Raw genomic sequence first — 19520 nt, 5'->3', positions numbered from 1 at the left:
TTATTAAATAAACCCAGACTATATACATTAAAATTGTAGTTGTGTTTTTACTTTAGTTACAAGATTAACGTAATAAGTCCTTATTAATCATTGAGTCTATACATTTTGTTGCTAGATTTATGGTTGAGCTGAATGCCAATAACCTAACCACCCAGCTAATTCTTGTTTTAGGGCCTGCATTAAAGCGTTTTTACCGGTTAATTGCATCTGTTGTATTACTGGTAATTCACTGGTGTTATTGGTTATTAATGCACTCAAAATTGGTAAGTCTATCTTACTTGTTTGCGTTTGATTATAACTATGCAAACGACAAAGTACAGCATAGGTGGACTCATAAGGTCGATGATAGTAACAAAAGCCGTAGAGTTCTTCAATGTCCTCATTAGTTAAGCCTTGATCGGGATCACTTGTCACAATTTGAGCGAATGGAAGATCAATGATTTGTTTTAACCAATAGCTATTGCGCTGTAATTTATGTTGTAATTTTTCAACCAAAATGTGCCCAGCTTGGCTAATTGCCTTAATCGCCATCACGGAATAAGTACCGCTACTGGTCTCTTTACGACTGGCAATGTGGACAATGTTAAAACCACAAGCTAGCCAAAAACGATAATTATCATCGCTAAAAGCAAAACTTACTGATACAAAGTCCTTTCCATGGTCTTCGGCATAATTAGTAATGGATTGAACTAAATTCTGAGCAATATGTTGACGACGGTATAACTCAATAACGGCAATACGGTTAATGCGCAGCGACTGTAATTTAGCAGCTAATTTTTCTCCAGCATGAGCCACTAATGATTGTGCTACTAAGTTACCTTTTGGCCGACGAGTGCCCTTCCACACTTCATCAATTAATGCGTCAGTTAAATTGCCTTCATTAATAGTCACCGCCGCCGCAACTCGTTGATCGCCAATTTTAGCTTGCCAGACCATTAAATTTTGAGCATCAAACAAGCGACGTAAATCCACTAAGGTGGTTTGATAGTGGGCATTTTTTAATAAATAATAGATTTGTTTTAGTGCCTGAATATCTTGACGATCAACCTGCGAGTAATCGATAGTTTGATTCTTCTTTAACATTTGGGTATCGAACGATAACATGCCATTTAGCATTAAATGATCGCTAAATTGTTCTAACTGATCATCTGCATGCCAGCGAATCGGTTGTTGCAAATAAAAAAAGTTGCAAGCTTTATCTGCCAATAATTTTAATAAAAAACCCTGTCCGGTTCCTTCATAGCCTTCGACGGTTGTGGTTAATAAAATTTTTCTGTGCTTTGAAATAGCCAATTGTATTAATTTAGCCAAAATAGGAAGTGGCAGCATAGCCGCTTCATCAATGATTAAATATTCAGGGAAAGGATCAAGGTTGGCGGTAATTAATTCATCGGGGGCATAAAATGGCGTAGTGGTTTTGGCAAAACGAAAAAATGTGGTCAGCGAATTTTTATTCGGTGCAGTAACTAAGCAATGATGGTAATGGCTGAACTGACCTGCCAAAGCCGATTTACCACGCCCACGTTTGGCAATCACTACCTTAATAGTTTTAGTACTTTCCAGTAATTGTTTTAAGACATTTTGCTGTTCTTGAAAATTGTAAAATGTGCTATCTATATTCGGAAATTGATTAACAAATTGATGATTGATAGCATAATTATGTTCTGCCAAAACTTGCGTTAAATGGGCAATAAAATTAGGCGTCGTAATTGGACAAGCATTCTCATTCCAACGTAAACTATCATAATCTTGCCAATGAGCAAAATCTTTAGGTAGTAATAAAATTAACACACTACCATTAACGAGAGTTCCAATTAACATGGCTAAAGCATCTAAATTAAACGCCTCAGTGGCATCGAAAATGGCATGTTTAAATTCTTGACCTAGCAAACGTTTAGTTTGATTTGGGTTTATAACATTAAACAAATTGCTAGCTAAATTAGCTTGGTTAGTGACTGTGATCCAATCACCCTTGTTTTGCTCAATTACTACCGTTAACTTGGTAAATAAAATTGCAGCTTCACCATGTAATACCCATAGCTTTCTGGAGCTATCAGCAAAATGCATAAATTAACTTTTTCCAATAAGTAGTGACAATATTCCTGCGGCAATGAGTGGACCAACCGGAATACCTTTGCAAAAAGCCACACCGATCAAAGTGCCAATAATCAAGCCATTAATAATAGTTGGATGAGCACCAATTAACGATATTCCCCTAGTACCAAGCCAGGAAACTAGGATACCAACAAATATAGCCAACACTGATTGCCAAGTAGTGAAGGATTTAATAATATCTTTGATACTTAATGAACCATCAGCTAGTGGTACCATCATTGCAGCGGTTAAAATCACAATACCGATAGTAAGACCATAGTGATTCAAAAACGGGAAATAAGTTGCTAATGGTGTTAATTTGAATAGTAACAATACCAATACCGCGAACGTAACTGTGTTATTGTGAGTTACATAACACAGTGCCGCTAGCGCTAATAATACAAAAAAAGAGATGTCAAACTGAGCAAACATTATAATGGCACACCAATGCGCTTAGCGACTTCCTCGTATGCTTCAATCACACCACCTAATCCTTGACGGAAACGGTCTTTATCCATTTTTTTCAAGGTATCTTTTTCCCACAATCGGCAACCATCTGGAGAAAACTCATCGCCTAAAGTAATTTCACCTTTGTAGAGGCCAAATTCAAGTTTGTAATCGACTAAAATCAACCCAGCTTTAGCAAATAGTTCAGTTAAAATGGTGTTAATTTTAAAGCTAAGTTCTTTCATTTTTGCCAGCTGTGCATCCGTCGCCCAGCCAAAAGCTTTACAATGAGATTCGTTAACCATTGGATCATGCAATGCATCATTTTTAAGAAACAATTCGAAGGTAGGCGGATTAAGGACTTTACCTTCTTCAACACCTAAGCGCTTAACCAGTGATCCTGCTGCTCGGTTACGTACCACACATTCCACCGGGACCATTGCAAGTTTTTTGACTAATACTTCATTATCAGACAATAGTCGTTCAACCTGTGTAGGAATGCCAGCATCACGTAATTTAGTCATAATAAAATAGTTAAATTTATTATTTACCATACCTTTGCGGTCGAGTTGCTCAATACGTAAGCCATCAAATGCCGAGGTGTCATTGCGAAATTCAAGTATCAATAAATCAGGATTTTCTGTGGAATAAACGGTTTTTGCTTTACCACGATATAGTTCAGCCAACTTTTTCATGTTTATAACCTTATGTCAAATTACCAATAAATAAGGAGCTATTCGCTCCTTACCTTTAAAACCTATTTTGGCTAGTTATCACTCTTAGCATCTTCTGGTTTGCTATTAGCATCCTTACTGTCACTTTCTTCCTTAGCAGGAGCTACTCGTGCAGATGGCGGTGCGGCATCATCCATTATGGCATTGAACAAAGTAATAACATAACGCTGCACTTCTAATGGATTAGAAGAAAGATCCTCTACACCACGAGTTAGTGAATTCAGAGCCACCGTAATAGTTTCGGCCCCACCCATGGTATGGCGTTGGATTACATATGATGCTTGTACAGTTTGCTGTTCGTCATCACTTAAAATAAAAGCGTTAGCAGTACGAATGGTATTGTTATCGCTACTACTAATTGGAATATTTTTTCGATTTAAAGTATTAGGAATACTACTCCACACTCCACTATTAGCTGGTGCATTTAAAGTCACAATACCATTACTATAATTCGCATAAGCATCAGCAACTGTTGGGATAGGTAATAGTGGTGGCCGAATATCTACTTGTTTACCAAGCGCCCCACCTTCTGTTTTGGTAGCATAAACATAAAAATCAGCAGCCTCAGCGGGTACACTCACTCCTTGAGGTACGATTAATGGTTTTAAGGTTGGTGAATTTAAATAATCATCATTGCCTTCAACTTCACGCTTATAATTTACATCGTTACCACAACCAACAAGAAACAATGCCGCCACAGTCGCCAAAATAACTGTTTTTTTAGTAACGGTACTTTTTAATACAGTTTTATTAAACATATATATCTACTTATAAATTAATTGTTAGACAAAAATAAATTACAGCAAATTAGCATCTTTTAATGCTTTTTCTACCGCTGGGATTGCAGCTTCGGTTAATGATACCATTGGTAAACGAATTGCTGCATCAGCCATTAAACCTAATCTTGCACACGCCCATTTTACCGGGGTAGGATTTGGTTCAATAAATAAATTGCTGTGCAATGATAATAGGCTGTCGTTCAGGACTCGTGCTTCTTGAATATGATTATTAGCTACTAGTTCGCAGACTGTCGCAACCTCTTTAGCCGCAACATTAGCTGTAACAGAAATCACCCCATCGCCACCTAAAATCATAAAATCTAAGAAAGTGGCATCGTCACCACTTAATAATTTGAAATCACTACCCACTAATTTGCGAGTTTTATATACTCGAACTAAATCACCGGTAGCATCTTTTAAAGCAACAATATTTTTGATTTTAGATAATCGACCAACCGTTTCCGGTTTAATATCACTACTAGTACGACCAGGAACGTTATACAAAATTTGTGGGAGAGCCGTGCTTTCGGCGATAGCTTTAAAATGTTGATACATGCCTTCTTGTGTTGGTTTATTATAATAAGGTGCTACCGATAAACAGCCAACTACACCAATATTTTCAACTTTATAGGTTAATTCGATGGCTTCCTTAGTAGCATTAGCACCCGTACCAGCAATAATATTAATCCGCCCATCAGCATAATCAATGGTACGTTTGATCACATCAATATGCTCGTGATGATCAAGTGTCGCTGACTCACCAGTAGTTCCTACCGAAACAATCCCTGATGTACCATTGGCAATATGATATTCGACCAATTTTTTTAAGCTTACATAGTCCACATTACCTTTAGTATCCATGGGGGTGACGAGTGCGACCAGACTTCCTGTAAACATAAAATGACCTCTCACGTTATTGTTTATTAACAATTCTAAAGAATTAAAAATCTGCCGATAAGTATGCGATATTTCCCAAGTAAATTCAACTTTTGTTATGCAGGATTATCAATATCAACAAAAATAACTTCTAGGTTATACTGTGTAGCCAACCATTCACCTAACATTTTAATCCCATAACGTTCAGTTGCATGGTGTCCGGCTGCATAAAAATTAATACCATATTCGCGAGCAATATGGATAGTACGTTCTGATACCTCACCGGTAAAAAAAGCATCAAAACCTTGCTCGGCGGCATTTTCAAGAAAATCTTGCCCCCCACCACTGCACCACGCAATACGATTAATCACTGATGGCGCATTGTCACCACAAAATAGTACCGAGCGTTGATCATGGTGCAATCGTTGTTCAAGTTGTTGCTTAAATTCCAATGCAGTAACGGGCTCACTTAAGCTACCTTTAAACAACAGATCAGTATCATCCTCTCGTTTATCAACTGTAATATTTAGCAACTTTGCTAGTTGAATGTTATTACCTAACTGTGGATGTCCATCTAATGGCAGGTGATAACCAAATAAATTTATATCATGCGAAAGTAATGTTTTAATTCGTTGGTATTTAATTCCGGTAATGGTAATAGGTTCGTTTTTCCAAAAATAACCATGATGAACTAATACTGCATCAGCTTGTAATGCTACTGCTTTATCAAGTAGTAGCTGACAAGCAGTGACTCCGGTAACAATTTTTTGGATCTCACGGCGCCCTTGCACTTGTAAACCATTAGGTGCATAGTCACGATAACGGTTAATTTGCAATTGGTCATTAATGATCCGTTCCAGTTCAAAATTTTGCACAGTTATTTCTCCATTTCTACTTAAAAGTATTACTAAACTGAAATTTACTTACGCTAAATTATTTTTATAAATGGCAAAACTTTTTTCACGCAAAAAACTAATTCAGTAATGCATAATTATAGTCGCTTTCTTAAATTAACTCACGTATATTGTAGAAAGTTTACTCATGAAATAGCTTAATAAATAGTTCATAAATCAAAATTACATACCCTCATAGCAATTCAATAAAGGATTAATATTTAATGAAAACTCTTGGTGAATTTATTATTGAAAAACAAAGTGAATTTCCTCATGCAACTGGGGAACTAACTGCTTTAATCTCGGCCATTAAACTTGGAGCCAAAATTATTAATCGCGACATTAATAAAGCCGGATTAATTGACATTTTAGGTGAAAATGGGTCCTCAAATGTTCAGGGTGAAAAACAGATGAAACTAGATGTGTTTGCTAATGAAACACTCAAAGCTGCCCTTGAAGCTCGTGGAGTCATTGCCGGTATAGCTTCCGAAGAAGAAGATAATCTGGTTATTTTCGGCAAAGATCGCGCTACCGAAGGCAAATATGTGGTACTTATGGATCCGCTCGATGGTTCATCTAACATTGATGTTAATGTATCGGTGGGGACTATTTTTTCCATCTATCATCGCATCACTAAAATCGGTACACCGGTAACAGAGCAAGATTTTATGCAACCGGGACATAAACAAGTAGCGGCTGGTTACATTATTTATGGTTCATCAACTATGTTGGTCTATACTACAGGTTGCGGCGTCAATGCCTTTACTTATGATCCTTCTATCGGTGTGTTTTGCTTAGCGCGTGAGAATCTACAATTTCCACAATCTGGAACCACTTATTCGATTAACGAAGGTTATTATACTAAGTTCCCTAAAGGGGTAAAAAAATATATCAAATATTGTCAAGAAGAAGATAAAGCTACTCATCGACCTTATACTTCGCGTTATATCGGCTCATTGGTAGCAGATTTTCATCGTAATTTACTTAAAGGTGGCATCTACATTTATCCGAGTACTGCCCAATACCCAAATGGGAAATTACGCTTACTTTATGAAGCCAATCCTATGGCTTTGTTAGCCGAACAAGCTGGTGGTAAAGCGACTGATGGCTTTAGACGAATTTTAGACATTCAACCACAGCAATTACATCAACGTACTCCTTATTTTGTTGGTGTCAAAGCTATGGTTGATGATGCTGATCGCTTTATGGCTGAAAATCAAGATTAATAACTTCTGTACTGCCGATAGCTAATATCGGCAGTAAATCGTAACTAATAACCTATTAGTTGATTATCAATATCAATAATTCTCTAAAATAATGTTATTACTACTGCCAATTAATCATAATTAAAAGCTAAATAGCATTGTTTAACAACAATTTAAACAGAGAAAACTAGGTTAATAATTTAAAAACTGGCATAATATGCCTCATTTTACTATATAAGATAAATTATTGTGCCAAACGCTAAATTATGTGAACGCTTTCGTGGTTTTTATCCAGTGGTAATTGATATTGAAACCTCTGGTTTTGACCCAAAACTCAATGCTATTCTAGAAATTGCTGCTATTACTTTAAAAATGGATGAAAATGGCTGGCTTGAACCAGATGAAAGTTTGCAGTTTAATGTAAATCCATTTACCAATGCCATTTTAGAACCTTCTGCTTTAGCCTTCAATGGTATTGATCCGGATAATCCCTTACGGAGTGCAGTTGATGAAAAATGCGCGTTGGAAGAAATATTCAAAATAGTACGAACCGGCATAAAAGCTAATGATTGTAATCGTGCAATTATTGTGGCACATAATGCCCATTTTGATCACAGCTTTTTAATGACTGCGGCCGAACGTGCTGGCATAAAACGTAACCCTTTTCACCCTTTTGCCACTTTCGATACGGCGTCACTTAGTGGCTTAGTTTTTGGGCAGACTGTACTGGCCAAAGCATGCGATGTTGCAAACATTCCTTTTGATCACAAACAAGCTCATTCAGCTTTATATGATACAGAAAAAACAGCTATTTTATTTTGTGAAATCGTCAATCGTTTTAAACGATTAGGCGGTTGGCCATTAGCTATAGCAAATACGCCAAATAAGATGGAATTAGATGATGAGTAAAATCTAGTTCAGTAAGCGTGTTATTTCTTTCACACGCTTACTTTATTACGCTTATATAGAGTTAGGCTTTATGTTTGGCTGCTGTTTGTCTAATTAATGTTTGTAGTTCGCCAGCTTGAAACATTTCTAACATAATATCGCAACCACCAATTAACTCACCTTCCACCCACAATTGCGGAAAAGTCGGCCAATTAGCAAATTTTGGTAATTCGGCACGGATATCAGGGTTTTGTAGAATATCAACATATGCGAACTGTTCACCACATTGAGATAATACTTGCACCGCTTGTGCCGAAAAACCACAGCTTGGCAATTTTGGAGAACCTTTCATATATAGAATTATTGGATTTTCAGCAATTTGTCTTTTAATTTTATCAAGAGTGGTCATTTCGGTAGTCATACGCTTAATTCCTTTGTGATCTAGATCGTTAATGGTGATTATTCTAACGTAGATTTAATGCCGTTCCTACTGCTATAACATAATATTTTATTATTAACATAAAATTACTAACAAAGAACAATAGATATAGAATCTAACCATATATTTTTGACTAAATGAGATTAATTTATCATTATAAAAAAATAGACTATTTACTCTTTTATTTGCAATTACGTTATAATGGCTAACATATTATTATGTTTAACTAACACCTAATCTGAAACAACGTGCAGCCTCTTATCCTAACTTTACGTAAAGTTTTTTATAGTAGTAATCTACTATTTAGTATTCGTATATTAATTAGCCTTATGGGTTCTACCATAGTGCCATGGTATTTTGGTCGAATTGATTTAGTAATTCCACTGACATTAGGTGTCGTGGCTGCAGGGTTAACCGAAATTGACACTAGATTATTAAGCCGTTGTATTAACATAGTCTTTACCTTAATTTGTTTCGCTATCGCTACTTTTTCTGTTGAGTTATTGTTTGACTATCCACCGTTGTTTATGGTGGGATTAGTTAGCTCGACCTTTATTTTTATTATGTTAGGTGCGCTTGGGCAACGTTATGGCGTAGTAGCTTTTGGTTCGTTATTAATTGCCGCCTATACCATGCTTGGGCATAATTTATATACTGATAATTATACCTTGCCATATTTTTTATTAGTGGGCGCTCTTTGGTATAATTTAGTGTCGTTGATTGAGTCGATTATTCAACCTATCCGTACCACACAACAAACATTATCCAACTGTTTTATTAAATTAGCTCAATATCTCGATGCTAAAGCGGCTATGTTCGATCCGGACGAAACCAACGGTTTTAGCAAACAAACATTACAATTAACCGATAGTAATAATCAATTAATCAATGCCTTTAATCAAACTAAACGCTCACTATTTAATCGACTAAAAAGTTATCGTGGCCAAGCCTATATTAGGAAACTGCTTAGTTATTATTTTGTGGCGCAAGATATCCATGAACGAGCTAATTCCGCGCATGGCGATTATCAAGCGCTAAGTCAGCATTTTAAGCACAGTGATATTTTGTTTCGTTTTGCACGAATTATAAACCTACAAGCCAAAGCCTGTGCTAAATTAGCCTTATCCATTAAGTTAAATCAAACTTATCAACATGATCCATTATTTACTCGTTATTTTAGTTATCTAGAAGAAGCTATAAATCAATATCAAAGTAACGATAAATCTACCGTGTTATTAGTAAAATCATTGCAGAATCTTCACCAAAATTTACTGGCTATCGATTTGCTGTTAGCTAATATAGATACGGAACAACATTTATCCCAACAGCAAGAAAATAACCAATTAGTGGATGATGAACTTACAAGTTTTTACGATATTTTTGCTAAAATAAAGAAAAATTTAACAGTGAAATCAGCATTATTCCGGCATGCTATTCGAATGAGTTTAGTGTTTTTAGTAGGGTATACAATTATTCACTTTTCTTCACTAGCACATGGTTACTGGATTATTTTAACTAGCTTATTTGTTTGCCAACCCAACTATTCAACTACAAAACATCGGTTAAGTTTACGGGTGATTGGTACCATCTTAGGGATTATAGTGGGATTGCCACTAACTTATTTATTCCCGAGTATCCTAGCCCAGTTAGTATTAATTATTATCACTGGTTGGTTATTTTTTCTATTTAAAAATTCGCAATATGCTTATGCCACCGCTTTTATTACTTTATTAGTATTTTTTAGCTTTAGTTTAATCGGTGAAAGTAGTGTTGAGGTGGCAATTTCACGCATTATTGCCACATTAATTGGTTGTTTTATTGCTTGGTTTGCCGTTAGTTTTATATGGCCTGACTGGAAATTTAGAAATATACCTAAACTAATTGATCGCGCCTGTCATGATGATAGCCACTATTTAGCGGCAATCGGGCAACAATATTTAACTGGTAAAAATAATGATCCTCAATACCGTTTAGCAAGACGCGCTGCACATGATAGTAATGCTGATTTGTCTTCATTAATTAGTGTGATGACCAAAGAACCGCATGTCAATCCTGACTTAATCAATCAAGGCTTTCGGTTATTAACGCTTAATCACACACTTATTAGTTACCTTTCCACTTTAGGGGCTCACCGTGATAAGACTATCACTAATCATACCCTTGAGTTATTTGATGATCTTTCGGTTTACATTATTAATATATTAAGTGATAAAAAAATCACTGCCGATTATTCATCAATAAAAAAATCCGTAGCTGATTATATCGAAACATTACCTACAAATGATGAACAAGCTAATAATGATCTATTAGTTATGCAACAATTAGCTTTAATTTTAGCCATTTTGCCTGAATTCATAAGTTTAATTTCGGTTCTAATAGATGAATCTAACTAGAAAGGTAATTTTGGTTTATTCCGCCCTTGGGTAAAATTTAAGTGCGGAATTCTGAATTTTAGTTATTAGTTTTTACCTTGTTCCTTTAACCATGCAATTTCTTGTGCCCAGATGTCAGGATTGATAGTTTCAAGGATGAGAGGTATTTCGTCGATTCTTGGGTCACGCATAATATATTTAAAGGCAGTTTCGCCAATTTTACCTTTGCCTAGACTATCATGGCGATCGACATGACTAGCTAATTCACTTTTGGCATCATTTAAATGCATACCTCTTAAATATTGAAAACCTACAATTTTTTCGAATTCGGCAAAAGTCTGCTGACACGCCTTTTCGGTACGCAAATCATAACCGGCAGCAAAAGCATGACAAGTATCAATGCATACGCCTACTCGACTTTTATCTTCTACTTTATCAATAATTTGGGCTAAATGTTCAAATTTATAACCTAAGTTAGAACCTTGTCCGGCAGTATTTTCTATCACTGCCACCACATTTTTAGTTTTACCTAAGGTAATATTAATCGATTCGGCAATGCGAGTTAAACAATCATCCACCGAAATTTGTTGTAAATAACTACCAGGGTGAAAATTTAACAGAGTTAAGCCAAGTTGCTCACAACGTTGCATTTCATCTAAAAACGCGGCACGCGATTTGTTGAGTAATTCACTTTCAGGGTGACCTAAATTAATAAGGTAGCTGTCGTGCGGTAAAATCTTCTTGCTGGTAAAACCATATTTTTCACAACGCTTATGAAAACTATCAATAACTGCTGCTTCTAATGGTTTTGCATGCCATTGGCGTTGATTTTTAGTAAATAAAGCAAACGCCGTTGCGCCAATTTGATAGGCATTAATGGGTGCATTATCAACGCCCCCAGCGGCACTCACATGTGCGCCAATATATTTCATTTTTATGCTCCCAAAGAATTAATTTGCACTAGTATTTCGTTGTAGTTGATCACGTAAATTAGGTGGTACCCCCTTAATTACTAATGAGTCAGTTTGCGGATCCCACTGAATACGTTCACCTAATAAATCAGAATCAAAACTTAAAGTTAAGCCCCCTCCACTGCCAGAAAATTTTTTCAGTTGCCGTAACGCACTACGATCAACCGGGAAGGTTTCTTCTAAGTCATAATCATTATTTTTAACAAAATCGATAAAATTATTATTAGCTGTGGAGGGTAATTCATTGGCTAGGTTTTTTAATTCAATTTCTTCACCAACTTGTAATTGCCCTTGACAGTACTGATAAACATTTTCACGCGTACTTGTTTTATCTTGTTTATCAAATTGCATTTCTTGGCAATAATCATCCACCGCTTTGACTAAAGTTTTATTTTGCGCTTTCGCGTCTAACCCTTCACTCGCCCATAAATAATCCATAAAAAAGTCGGAAACTTTACGCCCAACCCTGCCCTTTAAAAAAGTTAAATAACGTTTGGATTGCGGATCAGTTTCCCATTCAGTAATGTCAATGCGAGCTATAATATCGGCATGATCAATATCTAAATATTGAGTTTCAGTGATGTCAAGTTGATCATTAACCAACATACTTGCGCAGCTATTAAGTACCGCTATAATTAAATATTCGACCGCTAAGTAGCGATAATGGCAAAATATTACCGTGCCACCCTCAGCAAAAGGGTATTTTGCCAATTGATTACGTAATTGTTTAGTTGATTCTTGGCTGAAATTTAAAAAATTTTGATTCCCCAAACGTAGTTCTTTCAAAGATTGTTCAAATAAACTTTCACTATTAAATAGCCCATAAGCCTTACTTTTATTGTTGTATACGCGATTAATATCCTCAATTAAGTTGACTACAGATTGTTGATTGCCTAGCATTGAGTCACGCAGTTGTAATTCTATTTCCGTGTCACTTTTTCTAATTAATTTATGTAAAATAACCTCTTCGATATGTACGCTCATTGTTTTTTTCCTGTTTGCATCCTAATAGTAATTTGTATACTATTTTATCAAAGCACTGAAAAAGTGCTATCAACAATTATTAAGTCTGTTAGACTAATTAATTACAAACAGTCAATAAATTTATACTGAAACGTATGCCTCTCAGGAAACATTTTTACACTATTTACTGTGGGAATAACAATGAAAACTAACTCTCACTCTCACGATATTTATGATGATTTGAGAAATAAAAAAATCAGTTCGCTGTTTTGGCAATATGCGCTTCCGGCGGTGATTGGTACCATTGTGAATACGCTTTATAATATTATCGATGGTATTTTTATTGGTCACTGGATTGGTCGTGAAGCACTAAGTGGGGCTGGTTTAATATTACCGGTAATGAATTTTACTGCAGGCATTGGTATGCTCGTTGGCATTGGTTCCGCTAGTCGTATTTCTATTTTTCTGGGGCGGGGCGAAAATGATAAAGCGGAAAAAGTCGCTGGCACCTCATTTATGTTAACCGCAGTATTAAGCGGCTTAACACTGTCACTATTATTTTATTTTGTCGATCCGGTTTTGCATTTTGTCGGTTCCAGCCCAGTGAATCACATTTATGCCCGTGAATTTTTAGAAGTATTTTTACCCGGTAGCATCTTTCTAACCTTAACCTATAACTACAATAATATGATGCGTGCAAGTGGTTACCCGTTTAAAGCCATGGTGACCATGTTTGTTAGTGTGATAGCCAATATCATTTTAGCGCCGATTTTTATTATCGGTTTTGGTTGGGGAATGCGTGGGGCAGCTTTTGCAACAACACTATCAATGTTCATTAGTTTTATTTTTGTAATGCAACATTTTATCAGTAAAAACAGTAATATAAAATTATACTTGCACAACTTTAGACTTAATTTCACCTATATTAAAGCTATTTTGTCCATAGGTATGTCACCGTTTTCAATGCAAATTGCCGCTTCTATTGTAGTGGTGTTTATTAACTGGCAACTTAATCGCTATGCACCATTATCGGCTATTGCGGGTGAGGATGCCATTGCCGCATATTCAAATGCTAACCGTTTAATTACATTAATTATTATGATTGTGATTGGTATCAATCAAGGTATGCAACCTATTATTGGCTATAATTATGGAGCCAAAAACTTTATTCGGGTTAAAGCTACATTTATTTATGCCGTCAAAATTGCCACCATTATTACCACGCTAGGTTTTATACTTGGATTTTTTATACCAAGTACCTTGGTAAGAGCATTTAGTTCAGAAGAAGATTTAGTCGAAATTTCTGCAATTGCGTTACGTTATACTACTTTGGCGTTTGCTTTTGTTGGCTTTCAAATGGTAACAACTAGTTTCTTCCAATGTATTGGTATGGCTAAAGTATCTATTATGTTAAGCCTTTCAAGACAAATTTTAATCCTATTACCAACCCTCTATATTTTACCATTATTTTTTGATCTCAATGGCGTATGGCTTTCATCGCCAATTTCAGATTTATTCGCATCTGGAATTGCTTATGCAGTGCTATATTGGTATTTCAAATCGATTAAGTATCGGCATTATCCGAAATGATATTATTTTATAATAGTTATTAGATAAATAATTTATCTAACTAAATAAATTATATAAGTAATTTCATTTTATTAATTATAGACTACTTATAAGTATTATACTATACTGCGTAAAGCAATGTGAGAAAATACAAATAATAAATTAAAAATAATCAACAAATTACATAGGAATAGTAAATGAAATTTAATCACATAGCTATATTTTTAGGAATTATTTTAAGTTTAACATTAGCTGGTTGTGGATCTTCTGGTAATGAAAAAATCAGATCAGAAACAAAGGACACAATTTCTCAGAAAATTGTCCAAAATGTAACATCTAAAGCTGAAATCGAAAATATGTTCGGTGCCCCAGACTCAACGACATTTACCGAATCAGGATTAGAAATTTGGAAATATACTCTAGTTAAAGTGAAAGCTAAAGGTGTGAATTTTGTGCCAATCGTTAATATATTTGCAGCTGGCACCAACGATACAAAAAAAGAAATAACTATTTTATTTGACGAGCATGATATAGTCAAAAAATATACTTATGCTGAAACTGAAGGTGAAAGTCGTTCAGGTGTTTTTGCTAAATAATATTACTTGATACATATTTTAAATAATTTGACAACAAACAACTCACAAATAGATAGGATCTTTTATTTAGTATAAAAGATCCTTTTTTCGTTAGTGAATGATAACCTTATAAATATTCAATAATATTTACTATTAATATTTGTTTCATTGCTAATGCCTTTTCAATGGTACAGTTATAAAAATCAGACAAATAAGAATCAATAAAATCCCCAACCAACCGATGAATGATAATGATTCACCAACAATGAATATGGCAAGGATAGTAGCTATGACGGGTTCTAAAAGGGTAATAGTGGTAGCAGTACTGGCTGGGATGTTTGCCAGGCCAAAGCCATAACATAAATAACCAAGAAGCATGGGGATAGCAGCCATGTAAACGCCAACAGTAAGATTGGTAACTGACTCAAATAATGGCGCGCCCATTAATATTACAATTGGCATTAACAATAAACCACCACAACCAAATGTTGCTCCCATAGCCGATTTGGTCGCAATACCTTTTAACATCAATTGTCGAGCACACCAAGAATATACAGCGTAAGTTAATCCTGCAATTAAACCTAACAATATACCCATGGACAGATGTTCATAGACAATAGTTTCTGTATTATTATCTGCAAACGCCAACAATAACATGCCTACTATGCCTAAAATCGCGCCAATTAACCATTGCTTAGTGAGGCGAAAATCATGATTAACATACTCAATAATTACAGAGAGTATTGGTGCTGAGCCAATCGAAACTACGGTACCAATAGTAACACCAGCCCAACGCATAGATGTATAAAAAGCTAATGGATAAATGGCCACTGCCACTGCACCTAAAATAAGAAAGCTACGGTATTTGATTAATAATTGACGTTGTTTAACTATTTGCGTTAAAGCCAATAAACATTGCAGGAGCCCACCAATACCCATGGCAACTGCTCCAACGAGTAATGGTGAAAGTGAAGGAGCAAAAGTAGCCGCTGTGCCCGTTGTACCCCATAACACAGATGCTAATATTACTGCAAGGATACCTAAAGTTCTTGGCAAGAGTTGCATAGTTACTCTATGTTTTGTACTTGCTCACGAATTTGTTCGATTAATACTTTGAGTTCAATTGCACTTGCAGTTACATCAGCGTTAATCGATTTGGAAGCAATGGTATTAGACTCGCGATTAAATTCTTGCATCATAAAATCAAGCCGGCGCCCTACTGCCTCATTTTTTTTCAATATAGAGTAGGTTTCTTTAACATGTGTCATTAAGCGATCAAGCTCTTCTGCCACATCTATGCGCTGTGCCACCATGACAATTTCTTGTTCCAAACGTGAATCATCCAGCTCAATATCGGCTTCCGCTAGTTTACTTTTGAGTCGTTCTTTTTGCCATTCAAGGATTTCCGGCATCCAGTTACGAATTTTGTCTACTTGTTCGGTAATACTTTGTAAACGCTGCACAATTAAATCACTCAAGGCTTTGCCTTCACGTTCACGCACGGCAATAAATTCATCGATAGTAGTTTCAAGTAAGGCTAAGATCTCTTGCGATATGCTATCAAGATTTTGTTCTTTAGCCGACATTACTCCCGGCCAACGCAACACATCTATAGGGTTGATTTCGCCCGCTTGGTATTCGGTGCGAATCCAATCAGCAGCGTTGAGTATTTGTTGTGCCAATTCTATATTTAATGATAACTGTTGATGTTGAGCCGCTGGATCTAACTCAAAGCGTAAATTACATTCAATTTTACCGCGAGTTAAACGATTACGTAGTCGTTCACGAATCATTGGTTCAAGGGATCGGAATTGTTCGGGTAAACGAATGTAGGTTTCTAAATAGCGTTGATTAACCGAACGTAATTCCCAAGAGGCAGTCCCCCATGGTTGATTTAACTCTTTTCGTGCATAGGCGGTCATGCTGGAAATCATAATAGCTTCCTAAAATTGTAAAAACATGCTGGGCATTGTATCACAAATTCTGTATAATGCGCTCTTAGCTTAGGCTAAACATCGACGCGATCTTGTTGATGTCCTCCTAAATGATTAGCTCAAAACATATTTTAAATTGAAACTGTTGGAGAAATGCATGCGCCCATCCGGCCGATCTGCGGATCAAATCCGCCCTATCAAAATAACCCGTAATTATACTAAGCATGCAGAAGGTTCTGTATTAGTTGAATTTGGCGAAACCAAAGTACTTTGTAATGCCACAGTTGAAGAAGGCGTGCCGCGTTTTTTAAAAGGTCAAAATCAAGGTTGGGTCACCGCCGAATATGGTATGTTACCTCGTGCTACTAATTCCAGAACTCAGCGCGAAGCAGCCAAAGGTAAACAAACTGGTCGTACTATGGAAATTCAACGACTAATCGCCCGTTCTTTGCGAGCAATGATCGACTTGAAATTACTTGGTGAATTTACAATTACGCTAGATTGTGATGTGCTTCAAGCTGATGGCGGTACTCGCACTGCATCCATTACCGGAGCTTGCGTTGCCTTAAATGATGCTATCAATAAGATGTTAGCCAACGGTCTACTTAAACAAAACCCAATTAAATCTTTAGTTGCCGCAGTATCGGTAGGTATTATCGATGGTGAGGCCATTTGTGATCTGGAATATATTGAAGATTCAAATGCCGAAACCGACATGAATGTTGTCATGACTGATGATGGTCGCATTATAGAAGTACAAGGCACTGCTGAAGGGGAACCATTCAGCCACGATGAACTATTACAACTTTTAGAATTAGCAAAAAATGGAATAGCAGCTATTAATGATGCTCAAAAACAAGCCTTAAACGATTAATTGGAGAAAGTCGATGAAATCATATAAAAGTGAATTTATTGAATTTGCTTTAAATAGGCAAGCATTAAAGTTTGGTGAATTCACCTTAAAGTCTGGGCGTAAAAGTCCTTACTTTTTTAATGCTGGATTATTCAATACTGGCAAAGACTTAGCTTTATTAGGTCGTTTTTATGCTGCGGCATTAATGGATGCCAATTTACAATATGATGTGATTTTCGGCCCTGCTTATAAAGGTATTCCTATTGTATCTGCCACTGTGGTGGCACTCTCTGAACACTACAATGTGGATGTGCCTTATTGTTTTAATCGGAAAGAAGCAAAAGATCATGGTGAAGGTGGTAACTTAGTCGGTAGTTCCATCCATGAGCAACGCGTTATGCTTGTCGATGATGTTATTACTGCTGGTACCGCAATTCGTGAATCTATGCGTATTTTAGAAGATAATCAATCCAAACTAGCTGGCGTATTAATTTGCTTAGATAGACAGGAAAAAGGCCGTGGTGAGTTATCCGCCATCCAAGAGATCAAACAAACTTATCATTGTGAAGTTATTTCAATTATTACCTTAGATGATTTAATTCAATACCTCTACCAAGATGAATCCCGTAAAGACCAAGTAGTACAAGTTGAAGCCTATAGATCTCAATATGGAATAAAATAACACTAATTAATTATTATTAAAATAAATATCAAAGCGCCTTAGGGCGTTTTTTATTTTGGATTCATAATTTACTTTTAAAGGATCTGGATAGAAAATTTAGTATTACTAAACTAATCAAAACCTAAAAATCAGTTGTTTATCCAATTGGGGATCGATTAAGGTAACGTGAAAGCCAATTAATCTTACTCCACGATCGTTACGCCGTTCATGCCAAACTTTATAGGCTTGTTCAATTAAATCTGTTTTATCTAGTTTGGCCCATACATGTTCTTGGGTAGTTAGTTGGAAGTCGTCAAACTTAAATTTAACACCTTGCCTAGCAATAGACAGATCAGTACGTACTTTGCTTAATCTCTTTTCTAATTCTTCATACAAAGGATCTAATTGTAATAAACAATCATCCCAACTATGAATATCAGCGATTAAGGTGCGCTCAACGCCAACTGATTTACGTTGACGGTCATTACAAACTTCCCGCTCATCAATACCTTGACAACGTTCATATAAGATTCGTCCAAATTTACCAAATTGATTGAGTAATTTAGGAAGATCGTACTTCACCACATCTTGGCATTGGTACAAACCCAGTTCGGCTAATTTTTTTTCTGTAACTTTACCTACCCCGGGGATTTTATTAAGTGGTAATTGCTTAATAAACGAGCTGACCTGTTCTGGTCTAATCACATATTGACCATTAGGTTTATTCATATCCGAGGCGATTTTAGCTAAAAATTTTAATGGTGCCACACCTGCTGATGCAGTTAAACCAAGTTCATTAAAAATGGCCTGGCGAATATCTTGGGCTATTAGCGTTGCCGAACCATGACAGAATTGGCATTCCGTAACATCTAAATAAGCTTCATCCAACGATAGAGCTTCAATAGCTTGAGTATAACGTTGAAAAATTTGATGGATTTGATGGGAAACTTCTTTATACACTGCATGTCGCCCCGGAATAACTTTAAGATTAGGGCATAACTTGACGGCTTGCGCCATCGACATAGCGCTATGCACACCATATTGGCGAGCCAGATAATTAGCGGTGGCCACTACTCCCCGCTTACGTGGATCGCCACCCACAGCGATGGGAATATTACGGTAACGGGGGTTATCTCGCATTTCCACTGCGGCATAAAAACAATCCATATCCACATGAATAATTTTTCGCATGACCTACTTTTTTTGCATTTAAAATTACTGTATAAATATACAATAACATACCTTAAATGCCTATGCAATCAGAGTT

Annotated in this window: 19 protein-coding genes; 7 read left to right on the top strand and 12 right to left on the bottom strand. The window is 36.1% G+C overall.

The genetic code is table 11. The features are described 5' to 3' along the window. Positions 1-117: 117 nt before the first annotated feature. The 6 genes from A9G13_RS07205 to A9G13_RS07180 all read right to left on the bottom strand — a co-directional run bounded on the left by A9G13_RS07205 (position 118) and on the right by A9G13_RS07180 (position 5805). The gene (locus A9G13_RS07205) at positions 118-2067 is read right to left on the bottom strand and encodes a tRNA(Met) cytidine acetyltransferase TmcA domain-containing protein (protein ID WP_065556905.1); all 1950 of its coding nucleotides are present in this window, start codon (positions 2065-2067) and stop codon (positions 118-120) included. A gap of 3 nt (positions 2068-2070) precedes the next feature. Then, positions 2071-2526, bottom strand: a complete 456-nt coding sequence (locus A9G13_RS07200) for a DUF441 domain-containing protein (protein WP_065556904.1) — start codon at positions 2524-2526, stop codon at positions 2071-2073. Then, on the bottom strand, positions 2526-3236 hold the full coding sequence (gene purC, locus A9G13_RS07195; RefSeq protein ID WP_065556903.1) for a phosphoribosylaminoimidazolesuccinocarboxamide synthase: 711 nt from the start codon (positions 3234-3236) through the stop codon (positions 2526-2528). The genes A9G13_RS07200 and purC overlap by 1 nt, the downstream gene beginning before the upstream one ends. A gap of 71 nt (positions 3237-3307) precedes the next feature. Continuing rightward, a complete protein-coding gene (gene bamC, locus A9G13_RS07190) occupies positions 3308-4033 on the bottom strand; it encodes an outer membrane protein assembly factor BamC (RefSeq protein WP_065556902.1) in 726 nt (241 codons plus the stop codon). Between the two features lie 39 nt (positions 4034-4072). After that, positions 4073-4951: a 4-hydroxy-tetrahydrodipicolinate synthase gene (dapA, locus tag A9G13_RS07185; protein ID WP_065556901.1), complete on the bottom strand. Its 879-nt coding sequence runs from the start codon at positions 4949-4951 to the stop codon at positions 4073-4075. Between the two features lie 95 nt (positions 4952-5046). After that, positions 5047-5805, bottom strand: coding sequence for a Nif3-like dinuclear metal center hexameric protein (locus A9G13_RS07180; protein WP_065556900.1), 759 nt, complete (start codon positions 5803-5805; stop codon positions 5047-5049). 242 nt (positions 5806-6047) lie between these two features. On the opposite strand from A9G13_RS07180, the gene fbp reads away from it, so the two are divergent. Both fbp and rnt read left to right on the top strand, forming a co-directional pair. Beyond that, positions 6048-7049 (top strand): class 1 fructose-bisphosphatase, encoded by a 1002-nt coding sequence (fbp, locus tag A9G13_RS07175; RefSeq protein ID WP_065556899.1) that lies wholly within the window; start codon positions 6048-6050, stop codon positions 7047-7049. 228 nt (positions 7050-7277) lie between these two features. Further along, a complete protein-coding gene (rnt, locus tag A9G13_RS07170) occupies positions 7278-7937 on the top strand; it encodes a ribonuclease T (protein WP_218059184.1) in 660 nt (219 codons plus the stop codon). A gap of 61 nt (positions 7938-7998) precedes the next feature. Here the strand turns inward: rnt and A9G13_RS07165 are convergent, their stop codons facing one another. Beyond that, positions 7999-8325 (bottom strand): Grx4 family monothiol glutaredoxin, encoded by a 327-nt coding sequence (locus tag A9G13_RS07165; RefSeq protein WP_065557123.1) that lies wholly within the window; start codon positions 8323-8325, stop codon positions 7999-8001. Between the two features lie 278 nt (positions 8326-8603). On the opposite strand from A9G13_RS07165, the gene yccS reads away from it, so the two are divergent. Next, positions 8604-10748, top strand: coding sequence for a YccS family putative transporter (gene yccS, locus A9G13_RS07160; protein ID WP_065556897.1), 2145 nt, complete (start codon positions 8604-8606; stop codon positions 10746-10748). A gap of 65 nt (positions 10749-10813) precedes the next feature. Here the strand turns inward: yccS and nfo are convergent, their stop codons facing one another. Further along, on the bottom strand, positions 10814-11659 hold the full coding sequence (nfo, locus tag A9G13_RS07155) for a deoxyribonuclease IV (protein WP_065556896.1): 846 nt from the start codon (positions 11657-11659) through the stop codon (positions 10814-10816). 18 nt (positions 11660-11677) lie between these two features. Beyond that, positions 11678-12682, bottom strand: a complete 1005-nt coding sequence (yejK, locus tag A9G13_RS07150) for a nucleoid-associated protein YejK (protein ID WP_065556895.1) — start codon at positions 12680-12682, stop codon at positions 11678-11680. 180 nt (positions 12683-12862) lie between these two features. Between yejK and A9G13_RS07145 the strand changes: the two genes are divergently transcribed. Together A9G13_RS07145 and A9G13_RS07140 are read left to right on the top strand one after the other, a co-directional pair. Beyond that, complete coding sequence (locus A9G13_RS07145) at positions 12863-14251, top strand: MATE family efflux transporter (RefSeq protein WP_065556894.1); 1389 nt, start codon at positions 12863-12865, stop codon at positions 14249-14251. 176 nt (positions 14252-14427) lie between these two features. After that, a complete protein-coding gene (locus A9G13_RS07140; protein ID WP_065556893.1) occupies positions 14428-14826 on the top strand; it encodes a hypothetical protein in 399 nt (132 codons plus the stop codon). 150 nt (positions 14827-14976) lie between these two features. On the opposite strand, the gene A9G13_RS07135 is transcribed toward A9G13_RS07140, so the two are convergent. Continuing rightward, positions 14977-15870, bottom strand: a complete 894-nt coding sequence (locus tag A9G13_RS07135; RefSeq protein ID WP_065556892.1) for a DMT family transporter — start codon at positions 15868-15870, stop codon at positions 14977-14979. 2 nt (positions 15871-15872) lie between these two features. Next, positions 15873-16739: a YicC/YloC family endoribonuclease gene (locus tag A9G13_RS07130; protein ID WP_065556891.1), complete on the bottom strand. Its 867-nt coding sequence runs from the start codon at positions 16737-16739 to the stop codon at positions 15873-15875. Positions 16740-16896: 157 nt separating this feature from the next. On the opposite strand from A9G13_RS07130, the gene rph reads away from it, so the two are divergent. Then, entirely contained in the window at positions 16897-17613 is a 717-nt protein-coding gene (gene rph, locus A9G13_RS07125; protein WP_065556890.1) for a ribonuclease PH, read from the top strand. 13 nt (positions 17614-17626) lie between these two features. After that, positions 17627-18274 carry an orotate phosphoribosyltransferase gene (gene pyrE / locus A9G13_RS07120; RefSeq protein ID WP_065556889.1) on the top strand — a complete coding sequence of 216 codons (648 nt, stop codon included), beginning with the start codon at positions 17627-17629 and terminating at the stop codon, positions 18272-18274. A 114-nt stretch (positions 18275-18388) separates the two neighbouring features. Here the strand turns inward: pyrE and dinB are convergent, their stop codons facing one another. Further along, positions 18389-19444, bottom strand: coding sequence for a DNA polymerase IV (dinB, locus tag A9G13_RS07115; protein WP_065556888.1), 1056 nt, complete (start codon positions 19442-19444; stop codon positions 18389-18391). Positions 19445-19520: the final 76 nt, after the last annotated feature.

Origin of the sequence: Gilliamella sp. wkB178, assembly GCF_001690705.1 — a bacterium.
Taxonomy (GTDB): domain Bacteria; phylum Pseudomonadota; class Gammaproteobacteria; order Enterobacterales; family Orbaceae; genus Gilliamella; species Gilliamella apicola_K.
The sequence above is the reverse complement of the archived record's forward strand: the minus strand, read 5'-3'. Positions and strand labels throughout refer to the sequence as shown.

Bases quoted from the DNA above. Each gene is read 5' to 3' on its own strand.
- A9G13_RS07205 (WP_065556905.1), bottom strand. From the start codon at position 2,067: ATGCATTTTGCTGATAGCTCCAGAAAGCTATGGGTATTACATGGTGAA.
- A9G13_RS07200 (WP_065556904.1), bottom strand. From the start codon at position 2,526: ATGTTTGCTCAGTTTGACATCTCTTTTTTTGTATTATTAGCGCTAGCG.
- purC (WP_065556903.1), bottom strand. From the start codon at position 3,236: ATGAAAAAGTTGGCTGAACTATATCGTGGTAAAGCAAAAACCGTTTAT.
- bamC (WP_065556902.1), bottom strand. From the start codon at position 4,033: ATGTTTAATAAAACTGTATTAAAAAGTACCGTTACTAAAAAAACAGTT.
- dapA (WP_065556901.1), bottom strand. From the start codon at position 4,951: ATGTTTACAGGAAGTCTGGTCGCACTCGTCACCCCCATGGATACTAAA.
- fbp (WP_065556899.1), top strand. From the start codon at position 6,048: ATGAAAACTCTTGGTGAATTTATTATTGAAAAACAAAGTGAATTTCCT.
- A9G13_RS07165 (WP_065557123.1), bottom strand. From the start codon at position 8,325: ATGACCACTCTTGATAAAATTAAAAGACAAATTGCTGAAAATCCAATA.
- nfo (WP_065556896.1), bottom strand. From the start codon at position 11,659: ATGAAATATATTGGCGCACATGTGAGTGCCGCTGGGGGCGTTGATAAT.
- yejK (WP_065556895.1), bottom strand. From the start codon at position 12,682: ATGAGCGTACATATCGAAGAGGTTATTTTACATAAATTAATTAGAAAA.
- A9G13_RS07145 (WP_065556894.1), top strand. From the start codon at position 12,863: ATGAAAACTAACTCTCACTCTCACGATATTTATGATGATTTGAGAAAT.
- A9G13_RS07140 (WP_065556893.1), top strand. From the start codon at position 14,428: ATGAAATTTAATCACATAGCTATATTTTTAGGAATTATTTTAAGTTTA.
- A9G13_RS07135 (WP_065556892.1), bottom strand. From the start codon at position 15,870: ATGCAACTCTTGCCAAGAACTTTAGGTATCCTTGCAGTAATATTAGCA.
- A9G13_RS07130 (WP_065556891.1), bottom strand. From the start codon at position 16,739: ATGATTTCCAGCATGACCGCCTATGCACGAAAAGAGTTAAATCAACCA.
- rph (WP_065556890.1), top strand. From the start codon at position 16,897: ATGCGCCCATCCGGCCGATCTGCGGATCAAATCCGCCCTATCAAAATA.
- pyrE (WP_065556889.1), top strand. From the start codon at position 17,627: ATGAAATCATATAAAAGTGAATTTATTGAATTTGCTTTAAATAGGCAA.
- dinB (WP_065556888.1), bottom strand. From the start codon at position 19,444: ATGCGAAAAATTATTCATGTGGATATGGATTGTTTTTATGCCGCAGTG.